The organism is Streptomyces sp. 63XJN7_1_ISO-PGPR-S23-121 (assembly GCF_056173025.1).
Genome location: NZ_CM149653.1, coordinates 3,027,058 through 3,051,232, shown reverse-complemented (window position 1 = coordinate 3,051,232; position 24,175 = coordinate 3,027,058). Strand labels below are relative to the sequence as shown.

The 24,175-nt window shown below is 72.7% G+C and carries 12 protein-coding genes and 4 pseudogenes; 9 read left to right on the top strand and 7 right to left on the bottom strand.

Going from position 1 to position 24,175, the window contains the following annotated elements; genetic code table 11:
• Positions 1–18 precede the first annotated feature (18 nt).
• The 5 genes and pseudogenes from AC0VYN_RS13225 to AC0VYN_RS13205 form a co-directional block, all read right to left on the bottom strand.
• Positions 19–1,335 (bottom strand): annotated as a pseudogene (locus AC0VYN_RS13225) (non-ribosomal peptide synthetase); the annotation flags it as partial.
• A gap of 27 nt (positions 1,336–1,362) precedes the next feature.
• Positions 1,363–2,697: pseudogene (locus AC0VYN_RS13220) on the bottom strand (condensation domain-containing protein); the annotation flags it as partial.
• An 86-nt stretch (positions 2,698–2,783) separates the two neighbouring features.
• The gene (locus AC0VYN_RS13215) at positions 2,784–9,527 is read right to left on the bottom strand and encodes an amino acid adenylation domain-containing protein (RefSeq protein ID WP_475536143.1); all 6,744 of its coding nucleotides are present in this window, start codon (positions 9,525–9,527) and stop codon (positions 2,784–2,786) included.
• Positions 9,528–9,779: 252 nt separating this feature from the next.
• Positions 9,780–11,177, bottom strand: a complete 1,398-nt coding sequence (locus AC0VYN_RS13210; RefSeq protein ID WP_475536142.1) for an MFS transporter — start codon at positions 11,175–11,177, stop codon at positions 9,780–9,782.
• A gap of 5 nt (positions 11,178–11,182) precedes the next feature.
• Positions 11,183–11,806: a helix-turn-helix domain-containing protein gene (locus AC0VYN_RS13205; protein ID WP_475536141.1), complete on the bottom strand. Its 624-nt coding sequence runs from the start codon at positions 11,804–11,806 to the stop codon at positions 11,183–11,185.
• 266 nt (positions 11,807–12,072) lie between these two features.
• On the opposite strand from AC0VYN_RS13205, the gene AC0VYN_RS13200 reads away from it, so the two are divergent.
• Positions 12,073–14,817 carry an alpha/beta hydrolase gene (locus AC0VYN_RS13200; protein WP_475536876.1) on the top strand — a complete coding sequence of 915 codons (2,745 nt, stop codon included), beginning with the start codon at positions 12,073–12,075 and terminating at the stop codon, positions 14,815–14,817.
• Positions 14,818–15,112: 295 nt separating this feature from the next.
• A pseudogene (locus AC0VYN_RS13195) lies at positions 15,113–15,808 on the top strand (GNAT family N-acetyltransferase).
• A gap of 30 nt (positions 15,809–15,838) precedes the next feature.
• On the opposite strand, the gene AC0VYN_RS13190 reads toward AC0VYN_RS13195, so the two are convergent.
• Both AC0VYN_RS13190 and AC0VYN_RS13185 read right to left on the bottom strand, forming a co-directional pair.
• Positions 15,839–16,525: a carbonic anhydrase gene (locus tag AC0VYN_RS13190; RefSeq protein WP_475536140.1), complete on the bottom strand. Its 687-nt coding sequence runs from the start codon at positions 16,523–16,525 to the stop codon at positions 15,839–15,841.
• 129 nt (positions 16,526–16,654) lie between these two features.
• A pseudogene (locus AC0VYN_RS13185) lies at positions 16,655–17,341 on the bottom strand (ABC transporter permease).
• Positions 17,342–17,844: 503 nt separating this feature from the next.
• On the opposite strand from AC0VYN_RS13185, the gene AC0VYN_RS13180 reads away from it, so the two are divergent.
• From AC0VYN_RS13180 to AC0VYN_RS13150, 7 genes are all read left to right on the top strand, one after another.
• A complete protein-coding gene (locus tag AC0VYN_RS13180) occupies positions 17,845–18,369 on the top strand; it encodes a fumarylacetoacetate hydrolase family protein (protein ID WP_475536139.1) in 525 nt (174 codons plus the stop codon).
• Positions 18,370–18,380: 11 nt separating this feature from the next.
• Positions 18,381–19,766 (top strand): L-fuconate dehydratase, encoded by a 1,386-nt coding sequence (locus tag AC0VYN_RS13175; RefSeq protein ID WP_475536138.1) that lies wholly within the window; start codon positions 18,381–18,383, stop codon positions 19,764–19,766.
• Complete coding sequence (locus AC0VYN_RS13170) at positions 19,763–20,524, top strand: SDR family NAD(P)-dependent oxidoreductase (protein WP_475536137.1); 762 nt, start codon at positions 19,763–19,765, stop codon at positions 20,522–20,524. Before AC0VYN_RS13175 ends, AC0VYN_RS13170 begins: the two co-directional genes overlap by 4 nt.
• On the top strand, positions 20,521–21,591 hold the full coding sequence (locus AC0VYN_RS13165) for an aldo/keto reductase (protein ID WP_475536136.1): 1,071 nt from the start codon (positions 20,521–20,523) through the stop codon (positions 21,589–21,591). Before AC0VYN_RS13170 ends, AC0VYN_RS13165 begins: the two co-directional genes overlap by 4 nt.
• On the top strand, positions 21,588–21,899 hold the full coding sequence (locus AC0VYN_RS13160; RefSeq protein WP_475536135.1) for an L-rhamnose mutarotase: 312 nt from the start codon (positions 21,588–21,590) through the stop codon (positions 21,897–21,899). Before AC0VYN_RS13165 ends, AC0VYN_RS13160 begins: the two co-directional genes overlap by 4 nt.
• Entirely contained in the window at positions 21,896–22,747 is an 852-nt protein-coding gene (locus AC0VYN_RS13155; RefSeq protein WP_475536134.1) for an amidohydrolase family protein, read from the top strand. Before AC0VYN_RS13160 ends, AC0VYN_RS13155 begins: the two co-directional genes overlap by 4 nt.
• A gap of 75 nt (positions 22,748–22,822) precedes the next feature.
• Positions 22,823–24,166, top strand: coding sequence for an alpha-L-fucosidase (locus tag AC0VYN_RS13150; RefSeq protein ID WP_475536133.1), 1,344 nt, complete (start codon positions 22,823–22,825; stop codon positions 24,164–24,166).
• Positions 24,167–24,175: the final 9 nt, after the last annotated feature.

Here is a 24,175-nt window from a genome sequence, read left to right as displayed (position 1 = left end):
CTCGATCTCGCCGAGTTCGATGCGGTAGCCGCGGAGCTTGACCTGGTTGTCGATACGGCCGATGAACTCCATCGTGCCGTCCGCCCGCCACTTGACCAGGTCACCCGTGTGGTAGACGCGAGGATCGGGATGCGGCGGGGTGAGGGGGTTGGGCGTGAAGCGCTGTGCGGTCAGCTCGGGCCGGTGGTGGTAGTGCCGGGCCAGGCAGATACCGCCGAGGAGGGCGTGGCCGGGGATGCCGACGGGTGCGGGCTGGTTGTGGTGGTCCAGGACGTAGGCGGTGGTGTTGGTGATGGGCCGGCCCAGGGTGGTGGTGCCGCCGTGCGGGTCGGGCACGGTGGTCAGACTCATCACGTTCGCCACCGAGCCCTCGGTCGCCCCGTACTCGTTACTGATCGTCGTCTGCGTGCTGCTGGCGCCCAGCAGACGAGCGACGAGCTGCGGGGTGAGGTTCTCACCGCCGGCGACGATGGTGGTGATGTGATGGCGGGCACCGCGCGCTTCCAGGTGCGCGGCCAGGACCTCCAGATGCGACGGGGTCGCCTTCAGGAAACTGATCGGGGTGTCCGTGCAGATCAGGTCGATCGCCGCGTCGAACGCCGTCTGATCCGGCCCGACCACCGGAATCACGAGCCGCTGGCCCTGAATCAGCGGCAGGAACAACGCCGTGATCGTCAGATCGAACGTCACCGACGAATACAGGACCGAACCGATGCCCCCGGGCACGTGCGCCGGATAGTTCAGGTCGCACCAGTGCAGGTAGTTGACCACCCCCCGGTGCTCCAACGCCACACCCTTCGGCCTGCCCGTCGAACCCGACGTGTAGATCACATACGCCAGATCATCCGGCGAAGCCACAGGCTCCGGATCGGTCTCCGGACCCGCCGGCCACTGCGTGTCCACCAGCAGACGGTCAACCGTGCCGGGCAGACGACCGGCCAGGTCGGAGCTGGTGATGATCAACGGCGTACCGGTGTCCTCGACCATGTAGGCGATACGGTCGACCGGATACTCCGGGTCGAGGGGAACGAACGCGGCACCCGCCTTCAGAATCCCCAGCAGCGTCGCAATCAGCTCCGGCGACCGCTCCAGGCACACCGCAACCAGCGTGTCCGGCGAGACACCGGTGCCACGCAGGTGGTGAGCGAGCTGGTTCGCGCGGGCGTTGATGTCCGCGTAGCTCCAGCCGTGGTCGCCCTGCGTCACGGCGACCGCGTCGGGACTGGCGGCCACACGCTCCTCGATCAGCCGGTGGATCGTCGCGGTGTCCGGATACGGACCCGTGACACCGTTCCAGCCGACCAGGATCTCCCGCCGCTCCCCCGCCGTCAGCATGTTCAGCTCGGACAGACGCGCCCCCGGCGCGGCCGCCACCGACGCGGCCAGCGTCGCGAAGTGACCGGCCAACCGCTCGATCGTCGCCCGCTCGAACAGGTCCGTCCGGTACTCCAGCACCGCGCGAAGGCCGTCCGGCGACTCGACCGCCGTGAGCGTCAGGTCGAACTTGGCGACGCCCCGCTCGATCTCGGCCGGCTCGATCCGCGTGCCCGTCAGCTCCCAGGTCCGGCCCTCCGCGCTCTGGGGCGCCTGGAGGACGAGCATCGTCTGGAAGATCGGGTTGCGGGACGGGTCCCGCTCGGGGGCCAGTTCCTCCACCAGGCGTTCGAAGGGCAGGTCCTGGTGATCGTAGGCGCCCAGGGCGGTGTCCTTGACGCGGTCCAGCAGCTCGGTGAACGTCGGGTCGCCGGACAGGTCCGTGCGCATGACCAGCGTGTTGACGAAGAAGCCGATCAGGTCCTCGGTCTCGGCGCGGTTGCGGCCGGCGATCGGGGTGCCGACCGCGATGTCGTCCTGACGGCAATAGCGGGCCAGGACGATCTGGAACAGGGACAGCAACGCCATGAACAGACTCGCGCCCTGCCCGCTCGCCGCCGCCTGCAGCGCCTCCCTCACCTCCGACGGCACCGAGAAGGTCACCACGTCACCGCCGCCGCCCGGCAGCGCCGGACGCTGGTGGTCGGTGGGGAGCTCGAGCGGCGCGACACCGGCGAGGCGCTCGCGCCAGTACGCCAACTGCCGCTCCACGGACTCGCCGCTGAGCTGCTCCCGTTGCCAGACGGCGAAGTCCGCGTACTGGATGGGCAGTTCGGGCAGCGACGCCTCGTGTCCGGCGACGGCGGCCGCGTAGAGTTCGCGCAGTTCGCGCGCCAGGATGCCGGACGACCAGCCGTCCGACACGATGTGGTGCAACGCCAGCAGCAGGTACTGGTCGTCGTCCGCGAGCCGCACCACGTCGGCCCGCAGGAGACGGCCGGCGTCCAGGTGGAACGGCCGTGTGGCCTCGGCGCGCAGCACCTCGCCCGCGCGGGCCTCCGCGTCCGCCTCGGTCCGCAGGTCGTGGACCGTGACCTCCACCGGCCAGGGTGCGGTGATCACCTGCCTCGGTGTGCCGTCGTCGTCCGCCGGAAACGCCGTCCGCAGCACCTCGTGCCGGGCCACCAGCCCCGACAGGGCGGTGCCCAGGGCGGCGACGTCCAGCGCGCCGCGCACCCGCAGCACCGTCGGCACCAGGTAGTCCGCGCTGTCCGGCGTCAACCGGTCCAGGAACCACAGCCGCTGCTGCGCGAACGACAGCGGCAGCGGTGCGGCCTTCCGGTCAGCGCGTACGATCCGGGCCGCTGCCGCGCGCCGCCGCATGCGGGACAGCAGCCGTGCCTCGACCGAGTTCTCGCCCATGATGTTCCGTCCTCTTCCGTCTTGTCGCGTGGGCAGGGGCCGCTGGTTCAGGAATCCTGTTCCTGCGCGTCGAACGATTCGATGAGCTGTCGCTTGATGCCGATGACGGTGGGCGACTGGAAGAGGCGCCGCAGACCGATGCGTACTCCGGTCGCCGCCTCCACCTGGTTGACGAGCTGGATGGCGAGCAGGGAGTGGCCGCCGGCGTCGAAGAACCCGTCGTGGACTCCGACGCGTTCGACGCCGAGCACGGCGGCCATGATGCCCGCGAGCTCCGCCTCGATCTCGTCCCCCGGCGCGCTGTGTCCGGCGGTGGCGTCGCCGTCGCTCCCGAGGGCCGGCAGTGCCGCGTGGTCGACCTTGCCGTTCCGGTTGAGCGGCAGTTCCGGGAGGACGGCGAAGGCGGACGGCATCATGGCGCGCGGCAGGCGTTCCGCGGCCCACGCGCGCAGCTCGCCGACGTCCACGGTGGCACCGGGCGCGGGCACGCAGTAGGCGGCCAGCCGCTTGTCGCCGGGCGTGTCCTCACGGACGGCCACCGCGCAGACCCCCACCGCCTCATGGGTGAGCAGTGTCGCCTCGATCTCGCCCAGCTCGACCCGGACGCCGCGCAGCTTCACCTGCCGGTCGATGCGTCCCAGCAGGTCGAGTTCGCCGTCTGCGGTGAACCGGCCGAGGTCGCCCGTGCGGTACATCAGGCCGCCGCGGAACGGGTCGGGGACGAAACGCTCGGCTGTCAGCTCGGGCCGCCGGTGGTATCCGCGTCCGACGCTGTCGCCGCCGAGGTACACCTCGCCGAGCACGCCCGCGGGTACGGGACGGCGGTCCGGGTCCAGGACGTAGACGGTCTGGTTGACCATGGGCCGGCCCGCGCGGACCGGCCCGGCCGGGTCCGTGCGCGAAGCCCGCCAGTACGTCGTGTCCACCGAGACCTCGGTGGCGCCGTACAGATTGACGAGGTCGCCGGGGAAGCGTTCGGTGAACCGGCTGACCAGCGTCGGCTGGAGCGGCTCGCCGCTGGCGAAGGCGTACCGCAGGTGCGTGCAGTCGCCGGGCCGAACCCCGGAGACGAACAGGTCCAGCAGGCTCGGCACGAAGTGGAGGCCGACCACGCGGTGGGCGCGCATCAGACGGGACACCTCGGCCATGTCGAGCCGGTCGGAGCCGGGCACCAGCACGACCGTGGCGCCCTGCCACAGGGGCCAGAAGATCTCGTACGCCGAGACGTCGAAGGACAGCGGCGTCGCCTGGAGGAATCCCTCGCCCTCGGCGAGCGGGAAGGCGTCCTGCATGCCGGCCAGGTAGTTGACCACTCCGCGGTGTTCGATGCGGACGCCCTTGGGGCGGCCCGTGGAGCCGCTGGTGTAGATCAGATAGCAGAGGTCGCCGGGTTCCGCGACGGGCTCCGGCGGGTCCGTGGGGAGGGTGTCCGGCAGGTCGGCGGGCCGGTCCACGGCCAGCAGGTCAGGGCCCTCGGGCAGCAGGGCGGTGTGCGCCGCGTCGGTGACGATCAGCGGCGCGCCGGAGTCCGCCACCAGGTACGCCAGCCGCTCCGCCGGGTGTTCCGGGTCGAGCGGCACGTAGGCGGCGCCGGCCTTGAGGATGCCGAGCAGCGTCCACACCATGGCGGGCGAGCGTTCCAGGCAGACGCCCACGGGTACGTCCGGTCCGATGCCCGGCACGGCACGCAGCCGGTGGGCGAGGCGGTTGGCCCGTTCGTCGAGCTGGCGGTAGGTCAGGGTCTCGGTGCCGCACACGACGGCCACGGCGTCCGGGTCCTGTGCCGCCCGCTGTTCGAAGAGTCCGTGCAGGGTCGCCGCCGGGACGGGCGCGGCGGTGTCGTTCCACTCGGTGAGGAGGCGGTGCCGTTCGCCCGCGTCGAGCATCTCGATCTCGGACAGCGTGCTGTGCGGGCGGGCCGTGGCCGCGGCCAGCAGGTTGGTGAAGTGGGCGGCCAGGCGGCGCGCGGTGTCCTCGGTGAACAGGTCGTCGGCGTAGACGACGGCGCCCTCCAGCGTGCCGTCCGCCGCCTCCGCGAGGTACATCGACAGGTCGAACTTGGCGTTGCGCACCGGGGTCTCGACGGGTTCGGCGGACAGGCCCGGCAGGTTCCAGGCGTCCGCGCCCGGTGCGTTCTGCAGCGCGAACAAGGTCTGGAACAGGGGGTTGCGGGACAGGTCGCGGTCGGGGGCAAGCTCCTCCACCAGGCGTTCGAAGGGCAGGTCCTGGTGGTCGTAGGCGCCGAGCGCGGTGTCCTTGACGCGGTCCAGCAGCTCGGTGAAGGCCGGGTCGCCGGACAGGTCGGTCCGCATGACCAGCGTGTTGACGAAGAAGCCGATCAGGTCCTCGGTCTCGGCGCGGTTGCGGCCGGCGATCGGGGTGCCGACCGCGATGTCCCGTTGCCCGCTGTAGCGGGCCAGCAGCAGCTGGAAGACCGCCAGCAGGGTCATGAACAGGCTCGCGCCGCTCTCGGCGGACACCTCGCGGGCACGGACGGCCACCTCGGCGGGCACCGAGAACCTGACCGCCTCGCCGTGGCCGCCGCGCTCCGCCGGCCGGGCGTGGTCGGTCGGCAGCTCCAGCGGCTCCAGGCCGTCCAGGCGCTCGGTCCAGTAGGCGAGTTGGCGCTCCAGCGGTGCGCCGGAGAGCCAGGCGCGCTGCCACACCGCGTAGTCGGCGTACTGCACCCTCAGCGGCCCGGCCCCGGACGTGCCGGCCCGGCCCGGGAGGGCTTCCGCGTACCGGTCGGACAGCTCGCGCACCAGCACGCCCACCGACCAGCCGTCGAAGGCGATGTGGTGCACGGTGACCGCCAGGACGCACTCCTCGTCGGCCAGCCGCACCAGCAGCGCGCGCAGCATCGGTCCGGTGCCGAGGTCGACCGGCCGCAGCCCGTCCTCGCGCAGCACTTCCGCCAGGGCGTCCTCACGGGCGGTGGCGTCGTCGACCCCGCGCAGGTCCCGTACCAGCATCCGCACCGGCCGTGGCCCGTCGATCAGCTGCACCGGCGCGCCCGCCGCGTCCGTGCCGAACCGGGTGCGCAGGATCTCGTGGCGTGCCACCACCGCGGTGAACGCGGCGTTCAGGGCGTCCACGTCCAGCGGGCCGCGGATGCGGAAGGCGAAGGGCAGCAGGTACTCGGCCCGGCCCGGATCCAGCTGGTCCAGGAACCACAGCCGCTGCTGCGCGAAGCTGAGCGGCGGCGGACCGCTGTCGCGCGGCGCCGACGGGATGCGGTCCGCGGCGCCGCCGTCCAGCTCCGTCACGGCCTCGGCCAGCAGCGCCGGGGTCGGCGCGCTGAACAGCGTGCGCACCGGCACGTCGGCACCGAGCCGCCGGCGCAGCCGCGACACGACCTGGGTGGCCAGCAGCGAATGCCCGCCCAGCGCGAAGAAGTCGTCGTGCACGCCGATCCGGTCGACGCCCAGCACCTCGGACCACACCTCGGCCACCGTGCGTTCGGCGTCCGTGCGCGGCGCGGTGTACACGGCGCCCAGTCCGGACCGGTCGAAGGCGGGGGCGGGGAGTGCCCGGCGGTCGGTCTTGCCGTTCGGGGTGAGGGGGATGCGCTCCAGCGGCACGAAGGCCGCCGGCACCATGTAGTCCGGCAGGTCGCGCCGGAGGTGGGCGCGCAGCGCGCTCGTGTCGAGGGGGCCCACGGGCACCACGTACGCCACCAGCCCCTGCGCTCCGGGGACGTCCTCGCGCAGTACGACGGTGGCGCCGGCGACGGCGGGGTGGGCGAGCAGCGCGGTCTCGATCTCACCGAGTTCGACGCGGTAGCCGCGCAGCTTGACCTGGTTGTCCGCGCGGCCCGTGAACTCCAGCCGCCCGTCCGGCAGCCATCGGGCACGGTCCCCGGTGCGGTAGACGCGCCGGGGTGTGCCGTCCACGTCCACGACGGTGAACTTCTCGTCGGTCAGTTCGGGCCGGCCGAGGTAGCCGCGGGCCAGTCCGGGGCAGCCGATCCACATCTCGCCCGGTACTCCCACGGGTACCGGCCGGCCGTGGCGGTCGACCACGAAGACCTTCGCGTTGGCGACCGGCCGGCCGATCGGCACCCGGTCGACGGGCCCGGTGATCCTGGCGGTCGTCGCCTCCTGTGCGGCCTCCGTGGGCCCGTAGCCGTTGACCAGGGGCACCGCGCAGTGCCGGAACCACTCCCGGACCTGCTCCCGCTGGAGTGCCTCGCCGCCGAGCCGGACCAGCCGCAGCTCCGGGCCGAGCGTGTCCGGCCCGTCCAGGTCGGCGGCCAGCGCGCCGAACGCGGACGGGGTGAGCCATGCCACCGTGACCCGGTGCTCGCGCAGCGCCGCCGCCAGCCGGCCCGGGTCCCAGGCGTCGTCGCGCAGCACCAGAGCGGCGCCCGAGACGAGCGGGGCGAAGATCTGGCCCACCGACGAGTCGAACGCGATCGACGCGAACTGCAGGACCCGGTCCTCGGGGGTGAGCTCCAGCTCGCGGCACGTCTCGCGCATCCGTGCCCGCAGCGCGCCGTGGGTGATCTGGACGCCCTTGGGACGGCCGGTGGACCCACTGGTGTAGATGACGTAGGCCACGTCGTCCGGGCCGGCCTGCGCCGCCGGACCGGCGCCTGCGGTGGGCGGCCGCTGTTCCCAGGACCCGTCCAGCAGCAGTGCCGGCGTGTGGGCGGGCAGGCGGCCGGTGTGCGCGGACCTGGTGACGATCAGCGGGGCGCCACTGTCCTCGACCATGTAGGCGAGCCGGTCGGTGGGGTACGCCGGATCCAGCGGCACGTACGCGGCGCCCGACTTGTGGATGCCGAGCAGCGCGCACACCATGTCCGTGCCGCGGTCCAGGCAGACCGCCACCAGGGTGCCCGGCCCGGCGCCGCGCTCGCGCAGCCGGCCGGCGATCCACTCGGCCCGCTCGTCGAGCTGCCGGTAGGTGAGCCGGTCGGTGCCGCACGTCACGGCCGGCGCGTCCGGCCGGCACGCGGCCCGCTCCTCGATCAGCCGGGTCACCGTCAGGGTGTCCGGGGCGTCGGTGTCGGGGCCGTTCCACTCGCCCAGGATCGTCCGGCGCTCGGCGGCGGTCAGCATCTCCAGCTCGGACAGCCGGGTGTCCGGGGCGGCGCAGGCGGCGGCCAGCAGCGTCTCGAAGTGCCCGGCGAGCCGCACCATCGTGGCCTCGTCGAACAGGTCCGTGGAGTACACGACGGTGCCGTCCAGGGCACCGTCGGCGGCCTCGGTGGCGTAGAAGGTGAAGTCGAACTTGGAGTCCTGGGCGGTCACCTCGAGCTGTCGCACGGTCAGGCCGGGCAGTTCCCACGACCGGCTGTCGGGGGTGTTCTGGAGGACGAACATCGTCTGGAACAGGGGATTGCGCGACAGGTCCCGCTGCGGCGCCAGCTCCTCCACGAGGCGTTCGAAGGGCAGGTCCTGGTGGTCGTAGGCGCCGAGCGCGGTGTCCTTGACGCGGGCCAGCAGCTCGGCGAACGTCGGGTCGCCGGACAGGTCGGTCCGCATGACCAGGGTGTTGACGAAGAAGCCGACCATGTTCTCGATCTCGGCCCGGTTGCGGCCGGCGATCGGCGTGCCGACCGCGATGTCCTCCTGACCGCTGTAGCGCGACAGCACCGTCTGGAAGACCGCCAGCAGGGTCATGAACAGGCTCGCGCCGGTCTCCCGGGAGAGCCCGCGGGCGCCGTCGGCGGTCTCCGCGGGCACCCGGAAGGTGAGCATGGCGCCCTTGCCGCTGTGGCGCGCCGGACGCCGACGGTCGGTGGGCAGTTCCAGCGGTTCGAGGCCGGCCAGCCGGTCGCGCCAGTAGCCCAGTTGCTCCGCCAGCACGTCGCCGGTGAACCACTGGCGCTGCCAGACCGCGAAGTCGGCGTACTGGAGCGGAGGTTCGGTCAGGTCGGGTGCCCGGTCCGCGATCCGCGCGCCGTACAGCTCGGTCAGCTCCCGGGACAGCACCCCGGCCGACCAGCCGTCGAAGGCGATGTGGTGCACCGTCAGCGACAGGAGGTGCTCGTCGTCGGCCAGCCGGATCAGCAGTGCGCGTACGACCGGACCGGTGCCGAGGTCCATCGGGCGGAAGCCCTCGGTGTCCATGAGCGCGGTGGCCGCCTCTTCGCGCGCGCGGTCCCCGGCGACGGCTCGCAGGTCGTGCACGGCGAGGGGCAGCGGCCGGGGCGGGTCGACGACCTGACCGGGATCACCGTCGGCCCCGCTGGCGAAGCGGGTGCGCAGCACCTCGTGCCGGGCCACCAGTTCCGACAGGGCCGCACGCAGCGCCGGGACGACCAGGGGGCCGCGGATGCGCAGTCCCATGGGGATCAGGTATTCGGCCCGGCCGGGCTCCAACTGGTCCAGGAACCACAGCCGCCGCTGGGCGAACGACAGCGGCAGCGGACGCCCGTCCCGGGGCGCGCGGGGTATGACCGGAGCGTCGTCCGGGGCCCCGGCCGCCACCAGGGCGCCCATGGCGTCCGCCGCGTCCACGGCGTCGAAGCCGGACGACTCGAACAGCCGGCGGGCCCTCAGCAGGGCCTCCTCCGCGAGGAACGACGCCACCGCCCGCACCGTCAACGGCTCGGGCAACGGTTCCGTGCCGAATTCCGAACCGAATTCCTCCGCGATACGGCGCGCCATTTCCGTGGCCTGCGAGCGGGTTCCGCCCAGCCGGAAGAATTCGTCCTCGGCCGTGGCCACCTCGGTGCCGGTCACCGCATTCCACACCGCGGCGACGCGGGCCTCGGCCGGGGAGAAACCGCCCTGGTCGGCCACCTGTCCGGGGGCCGAGGCCGTCATCGGATTCGTCGTCATGTGTCCACCAGTTCCTCGTCGTCGACCGTGTGCGAAAACCCCTCGGAAACTCAGTCGAATCCGATGCTCGCAGAGCGATCTTGGAGAGATAACTGGTTACTTCTGCCCGCGGGACGTGGACACTTCTGCCCCTGGGACAGGGACAGAGACAAGGAAATGGTCGCCCGCCCGTGCGCCCCGGCGGGTCGGCGCGCGAAGCGGGCAGCCGGCCGGCGGTGGACCGCCCGGCCGGCGCCGGTCGCGTACCGCGGCTCAGACGGTCGCCTCGGCCACCTCCGCTTCGGGGCCGGGGGCCGCGGCGGCCGTGCTCCCGCTCTCGTGCCGGGTGCCGGCGGGGCTCGCGTCGGGCACCGTCCGCTTGCGCATGTGCGTCCACTCCCGGTTCAGGGCCGGCACGCCGATGGCGACGAGGTAGAGACCGCCGACGATCCACAGCGCGCCCGAGGTGCCGGCCAGCGTCACCAGTCCCGCGCCCAGGAGCCCACCGAAGGGGATGCCCGCCCAGGTGACGGCCTGTGCCAGCGTCTTGACGCGCCCCAGCAGCGGGGTGGGGATCAGCTCGTACGTCACGGCCCCGATGATCGGATTGACGAAGCCCGATCCCAGGCCGCCCAGCGCCAGCACCGCGAGCACCAGCCACAGCGGCGCGCCCGTGGCCATGGCCACGAAACGCGGGACTCCACCGATGGTGAAGCCGATCAGGTAGACGGCACGCCGGGGCAGCCGCTCGCCCACTCCCGCGGCCACGAGCGCGGAGACGATCGACGTCGCGGCGAAGACGCTGACCACCAGGCCCACGGCTTCCGCGCCGTTGCCCGTCTCCTTCGCCCAGACCGGCAGCAGCACGGCCATGAACGCCTGGTCGAGCATGTTGGTGAAGGCGAGCATGCCCACGATGGACCGCAGCAGCTTGGCGTCGCGCAGGAACACGGCGCCCTGGCGCAGCCGCGAGAGATAGCCCTCGGCCTCCTCGACCGGCGTCTCGTGCGGCTCGGGCACCGGGTCGGTGAGGGTCGTGGAGACGATCAGCGCCGACACGGCGAACAGGCAGGCGGTGACCCACAGGGCGTAGAGGCTGCCGAAGGAGGCGACGACCACGCCGGCGACCGCCGGTCCGATGGTCGTCGCGGTCCGCTCGACGGCCGCGGACAGGCCGGTCCCCCGCTCCAGCGGCACCCGGGCCGCGCGGGTCGCCGCCGGCACGAAGAGCCCCTTGGCCCCGTTGGCCGGGCCGTCCGCCGCGCCGACCACGGCCAGCAGCGCCAGCAGCAGGCCGAAGGACAGGTTCCCCGTGAAGTAGAGCAACGGGGCGGTGGCCGTCGCGACGGTGGAGGCCACGTCACCGGCGACGCTGATGCGCTTGGGGCCGACCCGGTCGATGATCGGCCCGGCCAGCGCCTGCGCCACCACGTACGGCACGATCTGGCAGAAGGCGACGAGACCGGTCTTGCCGACGCTGCCGGTCGTCGTCAGGACGAACCAGGGCAGGGCGATGGACAGCACCCGGTTGGCCGACAGGGCCGCCGCGTAGGCCGACAGCATGCCGACCAGTCCGCGTAAGACCCGGGGGCCGTCGGCCGGGGCGTCCGGGGAGGGCGTGCGTGTACCGCTGTCCGCCGCCTGCTGGGCGGCCGTGTGCCGAGAGGTCATCTTTCTCACTCCGAGTCCGGGGGGTGGGAGACGTGCCGGTCCGCACTGGTGGGGAACAACTGGAACTGGAAGGCGACCCGCGCCGCGCCCTCGGGCAGTGGTGAACCCTCGGGCCGCGGTGCGGTGTTGCGCCGGCGGAGCAGCCGGTGGAGGTCCGCCGACAGCTCCTTGGCCTCGGCGGGGGTGAGGGTGAGCACGTAGTCGCCGAAGTCCTGGGCCTCGCGCCACTCGGGCGGCAGCGAGGCGGTCGCCTCGACGGCGTTCGTCATCGCGTCGGACCAGACCCTGCTGAGCGCCTGCAGGTAGGCGATGCCGAGGCCCTCTCCGCCCGCCAGCACCGAGTCGTCGGGGACGACCGTGTTGACGTGCGCCGCCTGCCACCAGCGCTCACGGCGGCCGCCGCGGGACGGTGCCTCGACGATGAAGCCGTACTCGGCGAGCTGGCGCAGGTGGTAGCTGGTGGCGCCGGTGTTCTGGTCGAGCCGCCGGGCGAGCGTGGTGGCCGTGGCCGGCCCCTCCGTCCGCAGGATCGTCAGGATCCGCACGCGCAGCGGATGTGCGACGCCCCGCAGGTTGCGAGCGTTCAGCTGGACCTGGGAGGACTGCTCGGGCTGCTCGGGATGTTCCATGGCTACCAGGCTAGTTGACAAAGAATCCTGTGCATAGACTTCTATGCAAAGATTTCTCTGCATCGGATGGATCGGATGGACCGACTCCCGGAGCGATCAGCCGCACTGGCTTGATCGCATGCTCGCCTCGATCGGCGTCTCCTCACGGACAACCCACGGACACCCCTCCCCCGTCCTAGGTGACGCGAGAGGCGCCCGGGACCGACGGGACGTCTGCGCACGGGAATCTGAGGAGTGGATCATTGATCGGTGCCCGGCGAATATGCGTGAGCGCCGTGGCGGTGCTGGCTGCCCTGGCGGGCTCGTCCGGACCGGCACAGGCCCAACAGGAGGACGCGCCAAAACTGTTGAGCACGACGGGTGACGGCCCACTTCCGCCGGGTTGGCGGATCGACGGGACGGGCGGAGCGCGTGAGCTGGTCTGGCGTGCGCCGAAGGCCGTGCCCATGGGGGATGCGCGGGTCGAGTTCCGTACCGGGGACCGGCTGCTCGGGGTGCCGAGGCCGGCGAGGGACGGCCGGACCTTCCGGCTCGCCCTGGGCGAGACGCGGCCCGAGCAGTTACCGGGGCTTCGAGTGACGGCCGCCGGACGCCGGCTGGACGCGGCGGCCGACGGCACGCACAGCTCCGGCCCACGCGTGGCACGGAGGCCCGCGCAGGCACCGGCGAACGGCGTCGATCCGGGCAGGGCCGGCTCGTACCGCACGGTCAGCGGGGGGTACGACCTCGACCCGGTGCGCCTGCCCGGGTTCGACACCCCGGTGGAGATGACCGCCGAGGTGGTGGCGCCGAAGGGGCCCGCCGGCAGCCGGCCGCTCGCGCTTTTCCTGCACGGCCGCCACGACACCTGCTACAAGCCGGGCTCCGAGGACGACGTGACCGGCGACTGGCCCTGTGCGGACGGCTACAAGCCGATACCGAGCCACCTGGGCTACCTGCGCGACCAGCAACTGCTCGCCTCCCAGGGCTATGTGACGGTGTCGATCTCGGCGAACGGCATCAACGCCCAGGACTGGCAGGCCGAGGACGCCGGCGCACAGGCCCGTTCCTCACTGGTACGGCAGCACCTCGCCCGCTGGGCCGGCTGGACCGCCCATCGCTCCTCCGCCCCGGCCGTCGTACGCGAGGCGGCCGGGGCGGATCTCTCCCGTGTCCTGCTCGTCGGCCACTCGCGCGGTGGCGAGGGCGTCAACCGGGCGGCCATGGACAGCCTCTACCCGCCGCCGGCCGCCGAGGACGGCTACCGGGGCCCGGTGCGCTGGAAGGTGCGCGGGACCGTGCTCATCGGACCGACGATCTTCGGCCAGAATCCGGTCGCCGACGTGCCGTCCGTGACGCTGCTGCCGGGCTGTGACGGCGACGTGTCCGACCTGCAGGGCGAGAACTTCGTCGACGGGACGCGCGGCATCAGCCGGGGCACCGCACTGCACAGCGCGGTCTACATGGTCGGCGCCAACCACAACTACTTCAACAGCGAGTGGACCCCGGGCGAAGCCGTCGCGCCGGCCAGGGACGACTTCTCGACCGACCCGGAGCAGCCGGACCCGGTGTGCACGCCGGGTGCCGCCACCCGGCTCACCGCTGTCCAGCAGCACAGGGCGGGTGCCACGTACATCGCCGCCGCGGCCCGGCTCTTCCTCGCCGGGGACGACCGGGTGCGTCCGCTGCTCGACGGTTCCGGCGAGCGGGCCCCGTCCGCGGACCCGGCCCGGGTGCTGACCCACGCCGTCGGCGGCCGCCGCAACGGTGGTTTCCTGCCCGACGGCGGGGCGAAGGTGACCGGTGCCCGGCTGTGTTCGGCGATCGCCCCCGACCCGGACGTGGCCTGTCTGGACCCGGAGACTCCAGGATCGTCACCGCACTTCGCGTGGTGGGAGACGTCCCAGGAGACCGGCCGCAGCGCGGTGGACCTGAAGTGGTCCGCGCCGGACACGGCCGCGCGTATCACTCCGGCCGAGCCGCTCTCCCTCCGCGACTCCCAGAAGCTCGCCCTCCGGGTCTTCGTACCGCCGAACACGACCGGCACGAAGTTCGACGTGTCCGTCACCGACTCCTCCGACCGTCGGGTGACGCTGGGCTCGGTCGTGGCGGACGGACTCCCGGGCTCCGCGAACACGGCCTCCTACTGGGCTCAGGAGCTGCGCGTCCCGTTGTCGGCCGCGACCCGGGCCGGGCTCGATCTCAGGCATGTCAAGTCCTTCGACCTGACGCCCCGTTCGCGGTCCGGGCAGGTCTGGCTGATGGACGCCTGGGGCTGGGCGCCCGGCACTTCGGCGGTGAAGGCGGCCGCACTGCCGCGTGTCGACGTGGGCCGCACGATCGTCGAGGAGGGCGACTCGGGCACCCGCACCTACCGGATCCCGGTCGAGATCTCCGGGCACGGCAGCGGGCAGGTCCGCGTGTACGTCCTCGACCCGGACAGCGGCCGGTCCGAGAACCGCCTCGTGACCGTACGGCCCGGCAGCGACGCGATCGACGTGCCGGTCGAGGTGGAGGGCGACACGGTCTACGGTGACGACGTGGAGCACGACATCGCCGTCAAGGCCGTCCGGGGCGCCGTCGTCGGCAAGCACCGGGGCGGGCTCACCGTCGAGAACGACGACCCCGAACCGGCGATCACCCTGTCACCGGTCGCGGACCGCGTGACCGAGGGAGAGACGCTGACCTGGCGGTTGTCCGTGGACGCGCCCACGGCGGTGGACATCTGGCAGCCGGTGCGGGTCCTTCCGGTCACCGAGGGTGCCGGGCTGTCCACCAAGGACGTGGACCCGCAGTGGCTCCAGGAGTGGTCCGGTGACGTGCCCGACCCCGAGCGGCCGCTGTCCGACGCGAACCTGTGGGTGTGGCTGAACATCCCTCCCGGGAGCACCAGCGTGGACTTCGCCGTGCCGACCCTTCATGACCAGGTGGCCGAACCGGCCGAGTCGATGCGCGTGGCGCTGACCGACCGCCACGCCGAGCCGCTGCCCGACGGGCCGGTGCTGACGGGGACGGTGCTCGACAAGCCGTGAGCGCGATGTACGGGGGGGGGGGGCGGGAGCCCCCTCCGGTGCGGGGCCCGGTCCGTCCGGGCCCCGCGCTTCACGAGGCCGCGCCACGTCACCGGCCCGCCGCACCTGGCCGGCAGGACTGCCGGGCGGGCTCCGCACCACCGGCTAGGTAACCTCGCCCGACAGTGGGGTGGGGTGCGCGCGTGACGGTGCCCCGTCCGGCGAGGTGATCGCGGGTGCCGAGCGCGACGTCCCTCGGGGCCCGCGTCCCGGGCCGGCCGGCTCGCGCGCCCACCGGGTGAGGGAACTGAGCAGGATGACGAAAGACGACGACGCCGTACTCGACGACCCGGTGGGCCGGTCGCTGAGTGGCCGGCACGCGCACCTTGCCCGGCGGCTCGGCCGGGCCGCCGCCCATGTCACGGACGTGGCGACCTTCTCCGCCGTGTCCACCGACCCCGACGCGCAGGACTGGGCCGACCTGGCCCGGCTGCTCGGACCGGGGGCCTTCGCCGACCTGTTCAGCTGTCCGGCCCTCCCGCCGCCCCACTGGAAGCCGGTGTTCCGCCTCGAGGGCCGTCAGATGGTCCGGCCCGGCGGCGTGCCCGACCCCGCTCCGGCCGAGGACGGCGTCGTCGAACTGGGCGCGGACAGCGTGCCCGAGATGCTCGGTCTCGTCGCGCGGACCGAGCCGGGACCCTTCTGGCCGCGCACCCGCGAACTCGGCACCTACCTGGGCGTCCGGGTCGACGGCGCCCTGGTGGCGATGGCCGGGGAGCGCCTCCGTCCCCCGGGCTGGACCGAGATCAGTGCCGTCTGCACCGCGCCCGAGGCACGGGGGTGAGGACACGCCGCCCGTCTGGTCGCCGCGCTCGCCGCCCGCATCGTGGCGCGCGGCGAGCGTCCTTTCCTGCACGTGGCCGAGACCGACACCGGCGCGATCGCGCTGTACGAGCGCCTCGGCTTCACGACCCGCCGGAAGGTGACCTTCCGGGGTTTCCGCACCCCCTGACGGCTCGTCCGGCGCACGGAGCCGGCTGGGTCATCGGCTGTTCGGTGCCGAGGTGGTGCCGGGGCCCGTGGGCGGGGCCGGTGGCAGTTCCACGCCGTGGGAGCTGACCGGCCGCACGCTGCCCTCGGCCAGGCGGTAGGTCAGGCCGACGATCGCCGTGCGCCCGGCGGCCACCTGTTCGGTCAGTTCCCGGGAGCGGTCCATGATGAGGTCGACGGTGTTGCGGACGTGCGTGGCGATGAAGCCGTCGTCCTCCGCCACGCCTGCGGCCTGAGCCGCCAGCACGCTGGGGGTCACCCGTTCGATCACGTCGCGCACGTATCCGCGGGTGGTCGCGCCGTTCTCCACGGCCGTGCGGGTGGCCGCGACGGCACCGCAGGCGTCGTGACCGAGGACCACGACCAGTGGACAGCTCAGCACGCTCACGCCGTACTCGATGCTGCCGAGGATCTCCGGCCCGGCGGTGTGCCCCGCGGTCCGTACGACGAACAGGTCTCCCAGTCCCTGGTCGAAGATGATCTCGGCGGCCAGGCGGGAGTCGGAGCATCCGAGCAGTACGGCGTACGGGTGCTGCGCGGACGCCGTGTCGGCGCGGCGGCCGGCGTCCTGGTTGGGGTGCCGGGGCGTGCCTGCGGTGAAGCGCTGGTTGCCGGCCAGGAGCAGGTCGAGGGCTTCGCGTGGGGTGGCGGGGGTTGCACGGGTGGCGTCGTCGCTCATGCGCCGCAGATTACGGCCGTGACCGGCTCATCGGCGCGCTGGGGCGGGGGACGTGTCGGAGCGAATGTGCCGCGTTCGGGCATCCCCGCCCCGTGGTCCGTCTCGGGACGACGAGCAGCTGCGCCCTCGCTACTCCTTCTTCTCGCCGGAGGCGAAGCGGGAGATGATCAGCGCGACGATGATGATCGCGCCGTTGAGGAACTGGTTCCACAGCGGCGGTACGCCGGCCAGGGTCATGACGTTGACCACGAGCTGGAGGGTCAGCACACCGGTGAGGGCGCCGAACAGGGTGCCGCGGCCACCGTTGAGGCTGACACCGCCGATGACGGTGGCGGCGAAGACCTGGAAGATCCAGCCGTTGCCCTGGTCCGCGGAGATGGGAGCCGTAGTGGTCGGTGTAGAGGATGCCGGCGAAGGCGGCGAGCAGGCTGCCGACGATCAGTACCACACGATCCGGTCGACCCGGATGCCCGCCGCCCGGGCCGCCTCGGCGTTGCCGCCGATCGCGTAGAGGGCGCGGCCGTGGCGCAGCCAGGCGAGCGCGCTGCCGCCGGTCAGGAAGAGCAGCGCGCAGATCCAGATCCCGGCGGGCGCCCCGAGCCAGGAGGCGCGGCCGAGGTAGGTGAAGGAACCGGGCAGGTCGACGATCGACTGGCCATCGGAGATGGCGACCTGGAGTCCGCGCAGCAGGGTGAGCATGCCCAGGGTGACGATGAAGCCGTTCAGTCGCAGCTTGAGGATGAGGAAGCCGTTGATCACGCCGATCAGCGCGCCGACCAGCAGGCACAACGGGATGGCCGCCCAACCGGGGAACAGCCCGAGGCCGAGGAAGCGGGAACCCTCGTCGGGCAGGACCAGCCAGACGGCGACGAGGAGCGAGGCTTCATCGTGCTGATCTCCTTGGGTGGGACGGCCGGTGCCTCGGCCGAGGTGAGTGGGAGCCGGGTCGGCGGACCGGCGTACGGGGTGGCGCGCTCCCCCGCCGACGACTGCCGAGGACCTGTCACGAAGCGCGCCCCCGAAGTCATCGGATGGCTTGCGGCATCGAGGACCTTACGAGTCGGAAACTTGGGCTGACAAGAGGAGGCGTCGGACGAATCTCAATCGTCACGTCCAGACTGCGTCGACGTGTCGAGGAGGACGACCGGGGAGCGCATACCTCACTAGACCACCGCAAATGGCCATCAGATGAGACCGAAAAGGTCGGAGGTCTCCTTGCGGATGGTCGTCGGTCACTCGTATGGTCACCCCCGGAGATTCATCCGATGTATTGATCGACGGAGGGCCTCGGCCTCCACAAGCGACGACAGGAGACGAACATGAGGCTGTTGCGAGTCGGGGACCCGGGGCGGGAGACGCCGGCGGTCCTCGGCGAGGACGGCGTCGCCTTCTCGCTGACGGGTGTCACCGCCGACATCGACGGCACGTTCCTCGCCTCCGGCGGCGTGGACCGGGTCAGGGAGGAACTGGCCGGGGGATCGCTGCCGCGCCTCGACACGGCCGGCCGGCGGATCGGCGCTCCCGTCGCCCGCCCCGGCAAGGTCGTGTGCGTCGGTCTCAACTACCGTGACCACGCCGAGGAGACCGGCGCGGCCGTCCCCGAGCGGCCGGTGGTCTTCATGAAGGACCCGTCCACCGTCGTGGGCCCCCACGACCCGGTGCGCATCCCCCGCGGCTCGGTGAAGACCGACATGGTGCTGCGCCCCGGCGACGTCATCAACACCGGCACCCCGGCCGGCGTGGCCCTCGGCCTGCCCGGCACCCCCTATCTGCGCGCGGGAGACGCCGTCGAACTGTCCATCGACGGACTCGGCACCCAGCACCAGCAGCTCATCAACGCGTGAAAGGCACCGAGTTGTCCGCAACCGCCGCGCGGATCGCCGCCGTCGACACCTACGACATCCGCTTCCCGACCTCACGGGAACTGGACGGGTCCGACGCGATGAATCCCGACCCCGACTACTCCGCCGCCTACGTCGTCCTGCGTACCGCGGAGGGCGGCCACGAGGGCCACGGCTTCACCTTCACCATCGGCCGCGGCAACGACGTCCAGGTCGCGGCCATCGACGCGCTGCGCGAGCACGTCGTCGGACGGTCCGTCGCCGAACTGTGCGCCGACCCCGGCACGCTCTACCGCGACCTGATCGGCGACAGTCAGCTGCGCTGGCTGGGGCCGGAGAAGGGCGTGATGCACATGGCCATCGGCGCCGTCGTCAACGCCGTCTGGGACCTGGCGGCCAAGCGTGAGGGCAAGCCGCTGTGGCGGTTGCTCGCCGACGCCGACCCCGCGTGGCTGGTCTCCCAGGTCGACTTCCGCTACCTCACCGACGCCCTGACTCCCGACGAGGCCCTGGAGCTCCTGCGCAGAGGCAGGCAGGGCGCCGGCGACCGGACCGCCGAGCTGCTGCGCGGCGGCTACCCCGCCTACACCACCTCCCCGGGCTGGCTCGGCTACTCCGACGAGAAGCTCACCCGCCTCGCCGAGCAGGCCGTCGCCGAGGGATTCACCCAGATCAAGCTCAAGGTCGGCGCCGACCTCGACGACGACATCCGCCGCTGCCGCGCGGCCCGCGAGGCCGTGGGCCCCGGCTTCCGCATGGCCATCGACGCCAACCAGCGCTGGGGCGTCGACGAGGCCGTCGCGTGGACCCGGGCGCTCGCGGAGTTCGACCCGTACTGGATCGAGGAACCCACCAGCCCCGACGACATCCTCGGCCACGCCGCCATCCGGCGCGGCGTGCACCCCGTCAAGGTCGCCACCGGTGAGCACGTGCAGAACCGCATCGTCTTCAAGCAGCTCCTCCAAGCGGGCGCCGTCGACGTCCTCCAGCTCGACTCCGCACGCGTGGCCGGCGTCAACGAGAACCTCGCCGTCCTGCTGCTCGCCGCGAAGTTCGGCGTGCCGGTCTGCCCGCACGCCGGCGGCGTCGGTCTGTGCGAACTCGTTCAGCACTTCTCCATGTTCGACTACGTGGCCCTCACCGGCACCACCGAGAACCGCGTCATCGAGTACGTCGACCACCTCCATCAGCACTTCCTCGACCCGGTGGTGATCGCCGACGGTCACTACCGGCCCCCCGCCGCGCCCGGCTTCTCGGCCGCCATGAAGCAGGCGAGTATCGACACGTACACCTATCCGCACGGCTCGTTCTGGGTCGCCGACGCGACGCGGGCCGCCACGGCGGGCACCGGTACCGCGGCCGCCGACGCACCCGGTCAGGACACGGAGGTCCCCGCATGACGACCGCTCTCGCCTCACTCACCGCCGTCGTCACCGGCGGCGCCTCCGGCATCGGCCTCGCCACCGCGCGGCTGCTCGCCGAGCACGGCGCGGACGTCGCCGTCCTGGACCGCGATCCGGGCGGCGTGCCCGCTCCCCTGCGCGGTTTCACGGCCGACGTCACCGACGACCGCGCCGTCCGCGCCGCCGTCGAGGAGGCCGCCGAAGCACTCGGCGGGATCGACATCCTGGTCAACAACGCCGGTATCGGCGCTGCCGGGACCGTGGAGGACAACGCGGACGAGGAGTGGCACCGCGTGCTGGACGTCAACGTCCTCGGCATCGTCCGCACCACCCGGGCCGCCCTGCCCTACCTGCGCCGTTCCTCCGTCGCCTCCGTCGTCAACACCTGTTCTGTCGCCGCCACCGCGGGACTGCCGCAGCGCGCCCTGTACTCGGCCAGCAAGGGGGCGGTCCTGTCCCTCACCCTGGCCATGGCCGCCGACCACGTCCGCGAGGGCATCCGGGTCAACTGCGTCAGCCCCGGCACCGTCGACACCCCCTGGGTCGGCCGCCTGCTCGACGCCGCAGCCGACCCGGCCGCCGAACGCGCCGCGCTCGACGGCCGCCAGCCCACCGGGCGCCTGGTGACCGCGCAGGAGGTGGCCCACGCCATCGTCCACCTCGCCTCCCCCGCCGCCGGCAGCACCACCGGCACCGCCCTCGCGGTCGACGGCGGCATGGCCGGACTGCGGCTGCGACCGGAGCCGCGGTCGTGACACCGCGTCCGCACCGGCCCGGGCGGAGCGCCGTACGGGTCGGCACGCTGGCCTTCGGCGCGGCGGGCATCGGCAACCTGTTCACCCCCGTCACCGACGACGAGGCCGCACGGACCGTCGACACCGCCTGGGAGGCGGGCGTCCGGTACTTCGACACCGCCCCGCACTACGGTCTCGGCCTGTCCGAGCGCCGCCTGGGCGCCGCCCTGCGCACGCGGCCGCGCCACGAGTTCGCCGTGTCCACCAAGGTCGGCCGCATCCTGGAGCCGGACCCGTCGGCCGTGGGCGACGACCTCGCCCACGGCTTCGCCGTTCCCGCCACCCACCACAGGCGCTGGGACTTCAGCGCCCGGGGTGTGCGCCGGTCGATCGAGGAGAGCCTGGAGCGGCTCGGTCTGGACCGGATCGACATCGCCTACCTCCACGACCCCGACGACCACCTCGAGCAGGCACTGGAGCAGGCGTATCCGGAACTGGAGCGGATGCGCGACGAAGGGGTGGTCGGGGCGATCGGCGCCGGCATGAACCACGCCGGTCCGCTGGCCCGTTTCGTCCGCGAGACCGACGTCGACGCCGTCCTGCTGGCGGGCCGTTACACGCTCCTGGACCAGTCCGGGCTCGTCGAGCTGCTGCCGCTCGCCGCCGAGCGGGGCGTCGGTGTCGTGGTCGGAGGCGTCTTCAACTCCGGCCTGCTCGCCGACCCGCGCCCCGGGGCCACCTTCGACTACGCACCGGCGCGCCTCGACGCGCTGTCCCGGGCCCTGGAGCTGCAGACGGTCTGCGAGCGGCACGGGGTGCCGCTGCGCGCCGCCGCCCTGCACTTCCCGTTCGGGTCCCCCGCCGTCACGAGCGTCCTCACCGGAGCCCGCAGCGCGGCGGAGGTCCGGGACGCGGCCACCCTGCTCGGCCACCCGGTCCCGGACGCGCTGTGGTCGGACCTCAAGGAACGCGGACTGCTCCCCGCCGACGTACCCACCCCCCGGCTGCCCCCGCGCGACCCCGACCGGCCACTCGACGGACCGCGGACCCCGGACGCCGTCGACCCCATCCACCCGGAGCGGCCATGAGGATCGCCCTGCACACCCGCGTACGCGAGGACCGCGTCGCGCGGTACGAGGCCGCCCACCGCGAGGTGCCGGCCGAACTCACCGCCGCCATCCGGGCCGCGGGCGTCACCTCGTGGACCATCTGGCGCAGCGGCCGCGAGCTGTTCCACCTGCTGGAGTGCGAGGACTACGCCCGGTTGCTCGCGGAGCTGGAACACCTCCCGGTCAACGTGGCCTGGCAGGCGCGGATGGCCGACCTCCTCGACGTCGTCCACGACTTCTCCGAGGACGGCGCCGGGGCGGGACTCCCGGTGGTGTGGGAGCTGTGACCGGCCGGCGGATCATCGACGCGCACCATCACGTCTGGGACCTCGCGGCCCGGCCGCAGCCGTGGATCACGGGCGAAGCCCTCGCCCCGCTCGCCCGGTCCTTCTCGGCCGCCGACCTCGCCGCCGAGGCGCGGGCGGCGGGCGTGTCCGGCACGGTCGTCGTGCAGACCGTGTGCGTGCCCGAGGAGACGCCCGAGCTGCTGGCGCTCGCCGCCGGGGACGGGCTGGTCGCGGGGGTCGTCGGATGGGCCGACCTCACCGCGCCGGACGTCGCCGACGCGATCGCCGCACTGCGCGAACTGCCCGGCGGCGACCGGCTGGTCGGCATCCGCCACCAGGTGCAGGAGGAGCCGGACCCGCGCTGGCTGCTGCGCCCGGACGTCCAGCGCGGGCTCACCGCCGTCGCCGCGGCCGGGCTGGTCCACGACCTCGTCGTCAGGCCCCACCAACTGGCCGCCGCGGTGGAGGCCGCGGCCCTGCTCACCGGACTGACCTTCGTCCTCGACCATCTCGGCAAGCCCCCGATCGCCACGGGCGCGCTGGAACCCTGGGCCTCGGACCTGCGCCGCCTGGCCGCCCTGCCCAACACCGTGGCCAAGCTCTCCGGCCTGGTCACCGAGACCGCCCCCGGCGCGTGGCGCACCGAGGACCTCGAACCGTACGCGCGGACCGCTCTGGACGCGTTCGGTCCGCGGCGGCTGCTGTTCGGGTCCGACTGGCCGGTCTGCACCCTGCGGGCGGACTACACGACGGTCGTCGGGATCGCGGACGCGCTCACGGCGGGACTGTCCCCCACGGAGAAGGACGCGGTGTTCGGCGGCAACGCGGTCCGCGTCTACGGGCTGTAGGGCCACCGGCGGCGTTTCGCCCCAGGTCGGCACCCGAAATACTGCTTCCGGGCATAGAGGAGGAAGGAAGTCCTGATGACAGAGCAGGCCGCCGGACACGGCGAACAGCACGGCTTCGCCGCGGGCACCCTGACGGCCGCCGGTGCGCCCACCGCCGTTCCCGACCCGGGGTACCAGTGGCCGGCCGACCCCCGCACCCGCGCGGCGCTGGAGCACTGGCGCGACCTCAAGGTCGGCGTGATCATCCACTGGGGCATCTACAGCGCGATCGGGCAGGGCGAGTCGTGGTCCCTGCACCGTGAGCGGCTGGGCGACTTCACCGATCCGCCCGCCGGCTGGTCGGGCACCGACGCGGAGTACCACACCTGGTACGCGGGACAGGGGCGGACCTTCCGCGGCGAGGACTACGACCCCGCCGAGTGGGCGCGGATGTGCGCCGGGGCCGGCCTGCGCTACCTGGTCCTCACCTCGAAGCACCACGACGGCTTCGCCCTGTACGACACGGACTACTCGAACTTCAAGTCCACGGCGGAGGACTGCGGTCTGCGCCGCGACATCGTCGCCGAGACGTTCGACGCGTTCCGTGCGGAAGGCCTGGAGACCGGCGTCTACTTCTCCAAGGCCGACTGGAACCACCCCGGTTACTGGGACCGGGCGCGTCCGATCCGCGACAGGTACCACAACTACGACATCGCCGAGAAGCCGGAGAAGTGGCGCTCGTTCGTCGACTTCACCCACCGCCAGATCGAGGAACTCCTCACCCGCTACGGACGCCTCAACGTGCTGTGGCTGGACGCCGGCTGGGTCCGTGAGCCCGAGGAGCCGATCGGGATCGACACGATCGCCGAACGCGCCCGCGCGCTGCAGCCGGACATCCTGGTCGTCGACCGCGAGGTCCACGGACCCAACGAGAACTACCGCACCCCCGAGCAGGAGCTGCCGGACACCCGGCTCGACCACCCGTGGGAGTCCTGCATCACCATGACCCGGAGCTGGTGCTCGGAGACTCCCGACGATCCGGCCAAGCCGATCGGGGAGATCGCCGCCGATCTGGTGCGGATCGTCGCCCGCGGCGGCAACTACCTGATCGGCGTCGGCCCCGACGCCACCGGACGCGTCTCCCGTCATGTCGCCGAGCGCATGCGCGAGCTCGGCGCGATCCTCGGCACCATCGGGCACGCGGTCCACGGGTCCCGGCCCGCCGACCCCGGCCTCACGGCGGACGGCAGCCTGGAATGGCATCTCACCTCCCCGGGCGGTGATCCGGGGACGGTGCACGCGATCGGCCTGTACCCGGACGGGGCCGCCGTCCCCAGCACCCTGCGCGTCACCGGGAACGGGCACGACATCACCCTGGACGTGCCGGCCGGACCCGACCCGCACGTCGTGGCGGTCGAAGTCCCGCTCGGCACCGCCTGAGGACCGCTT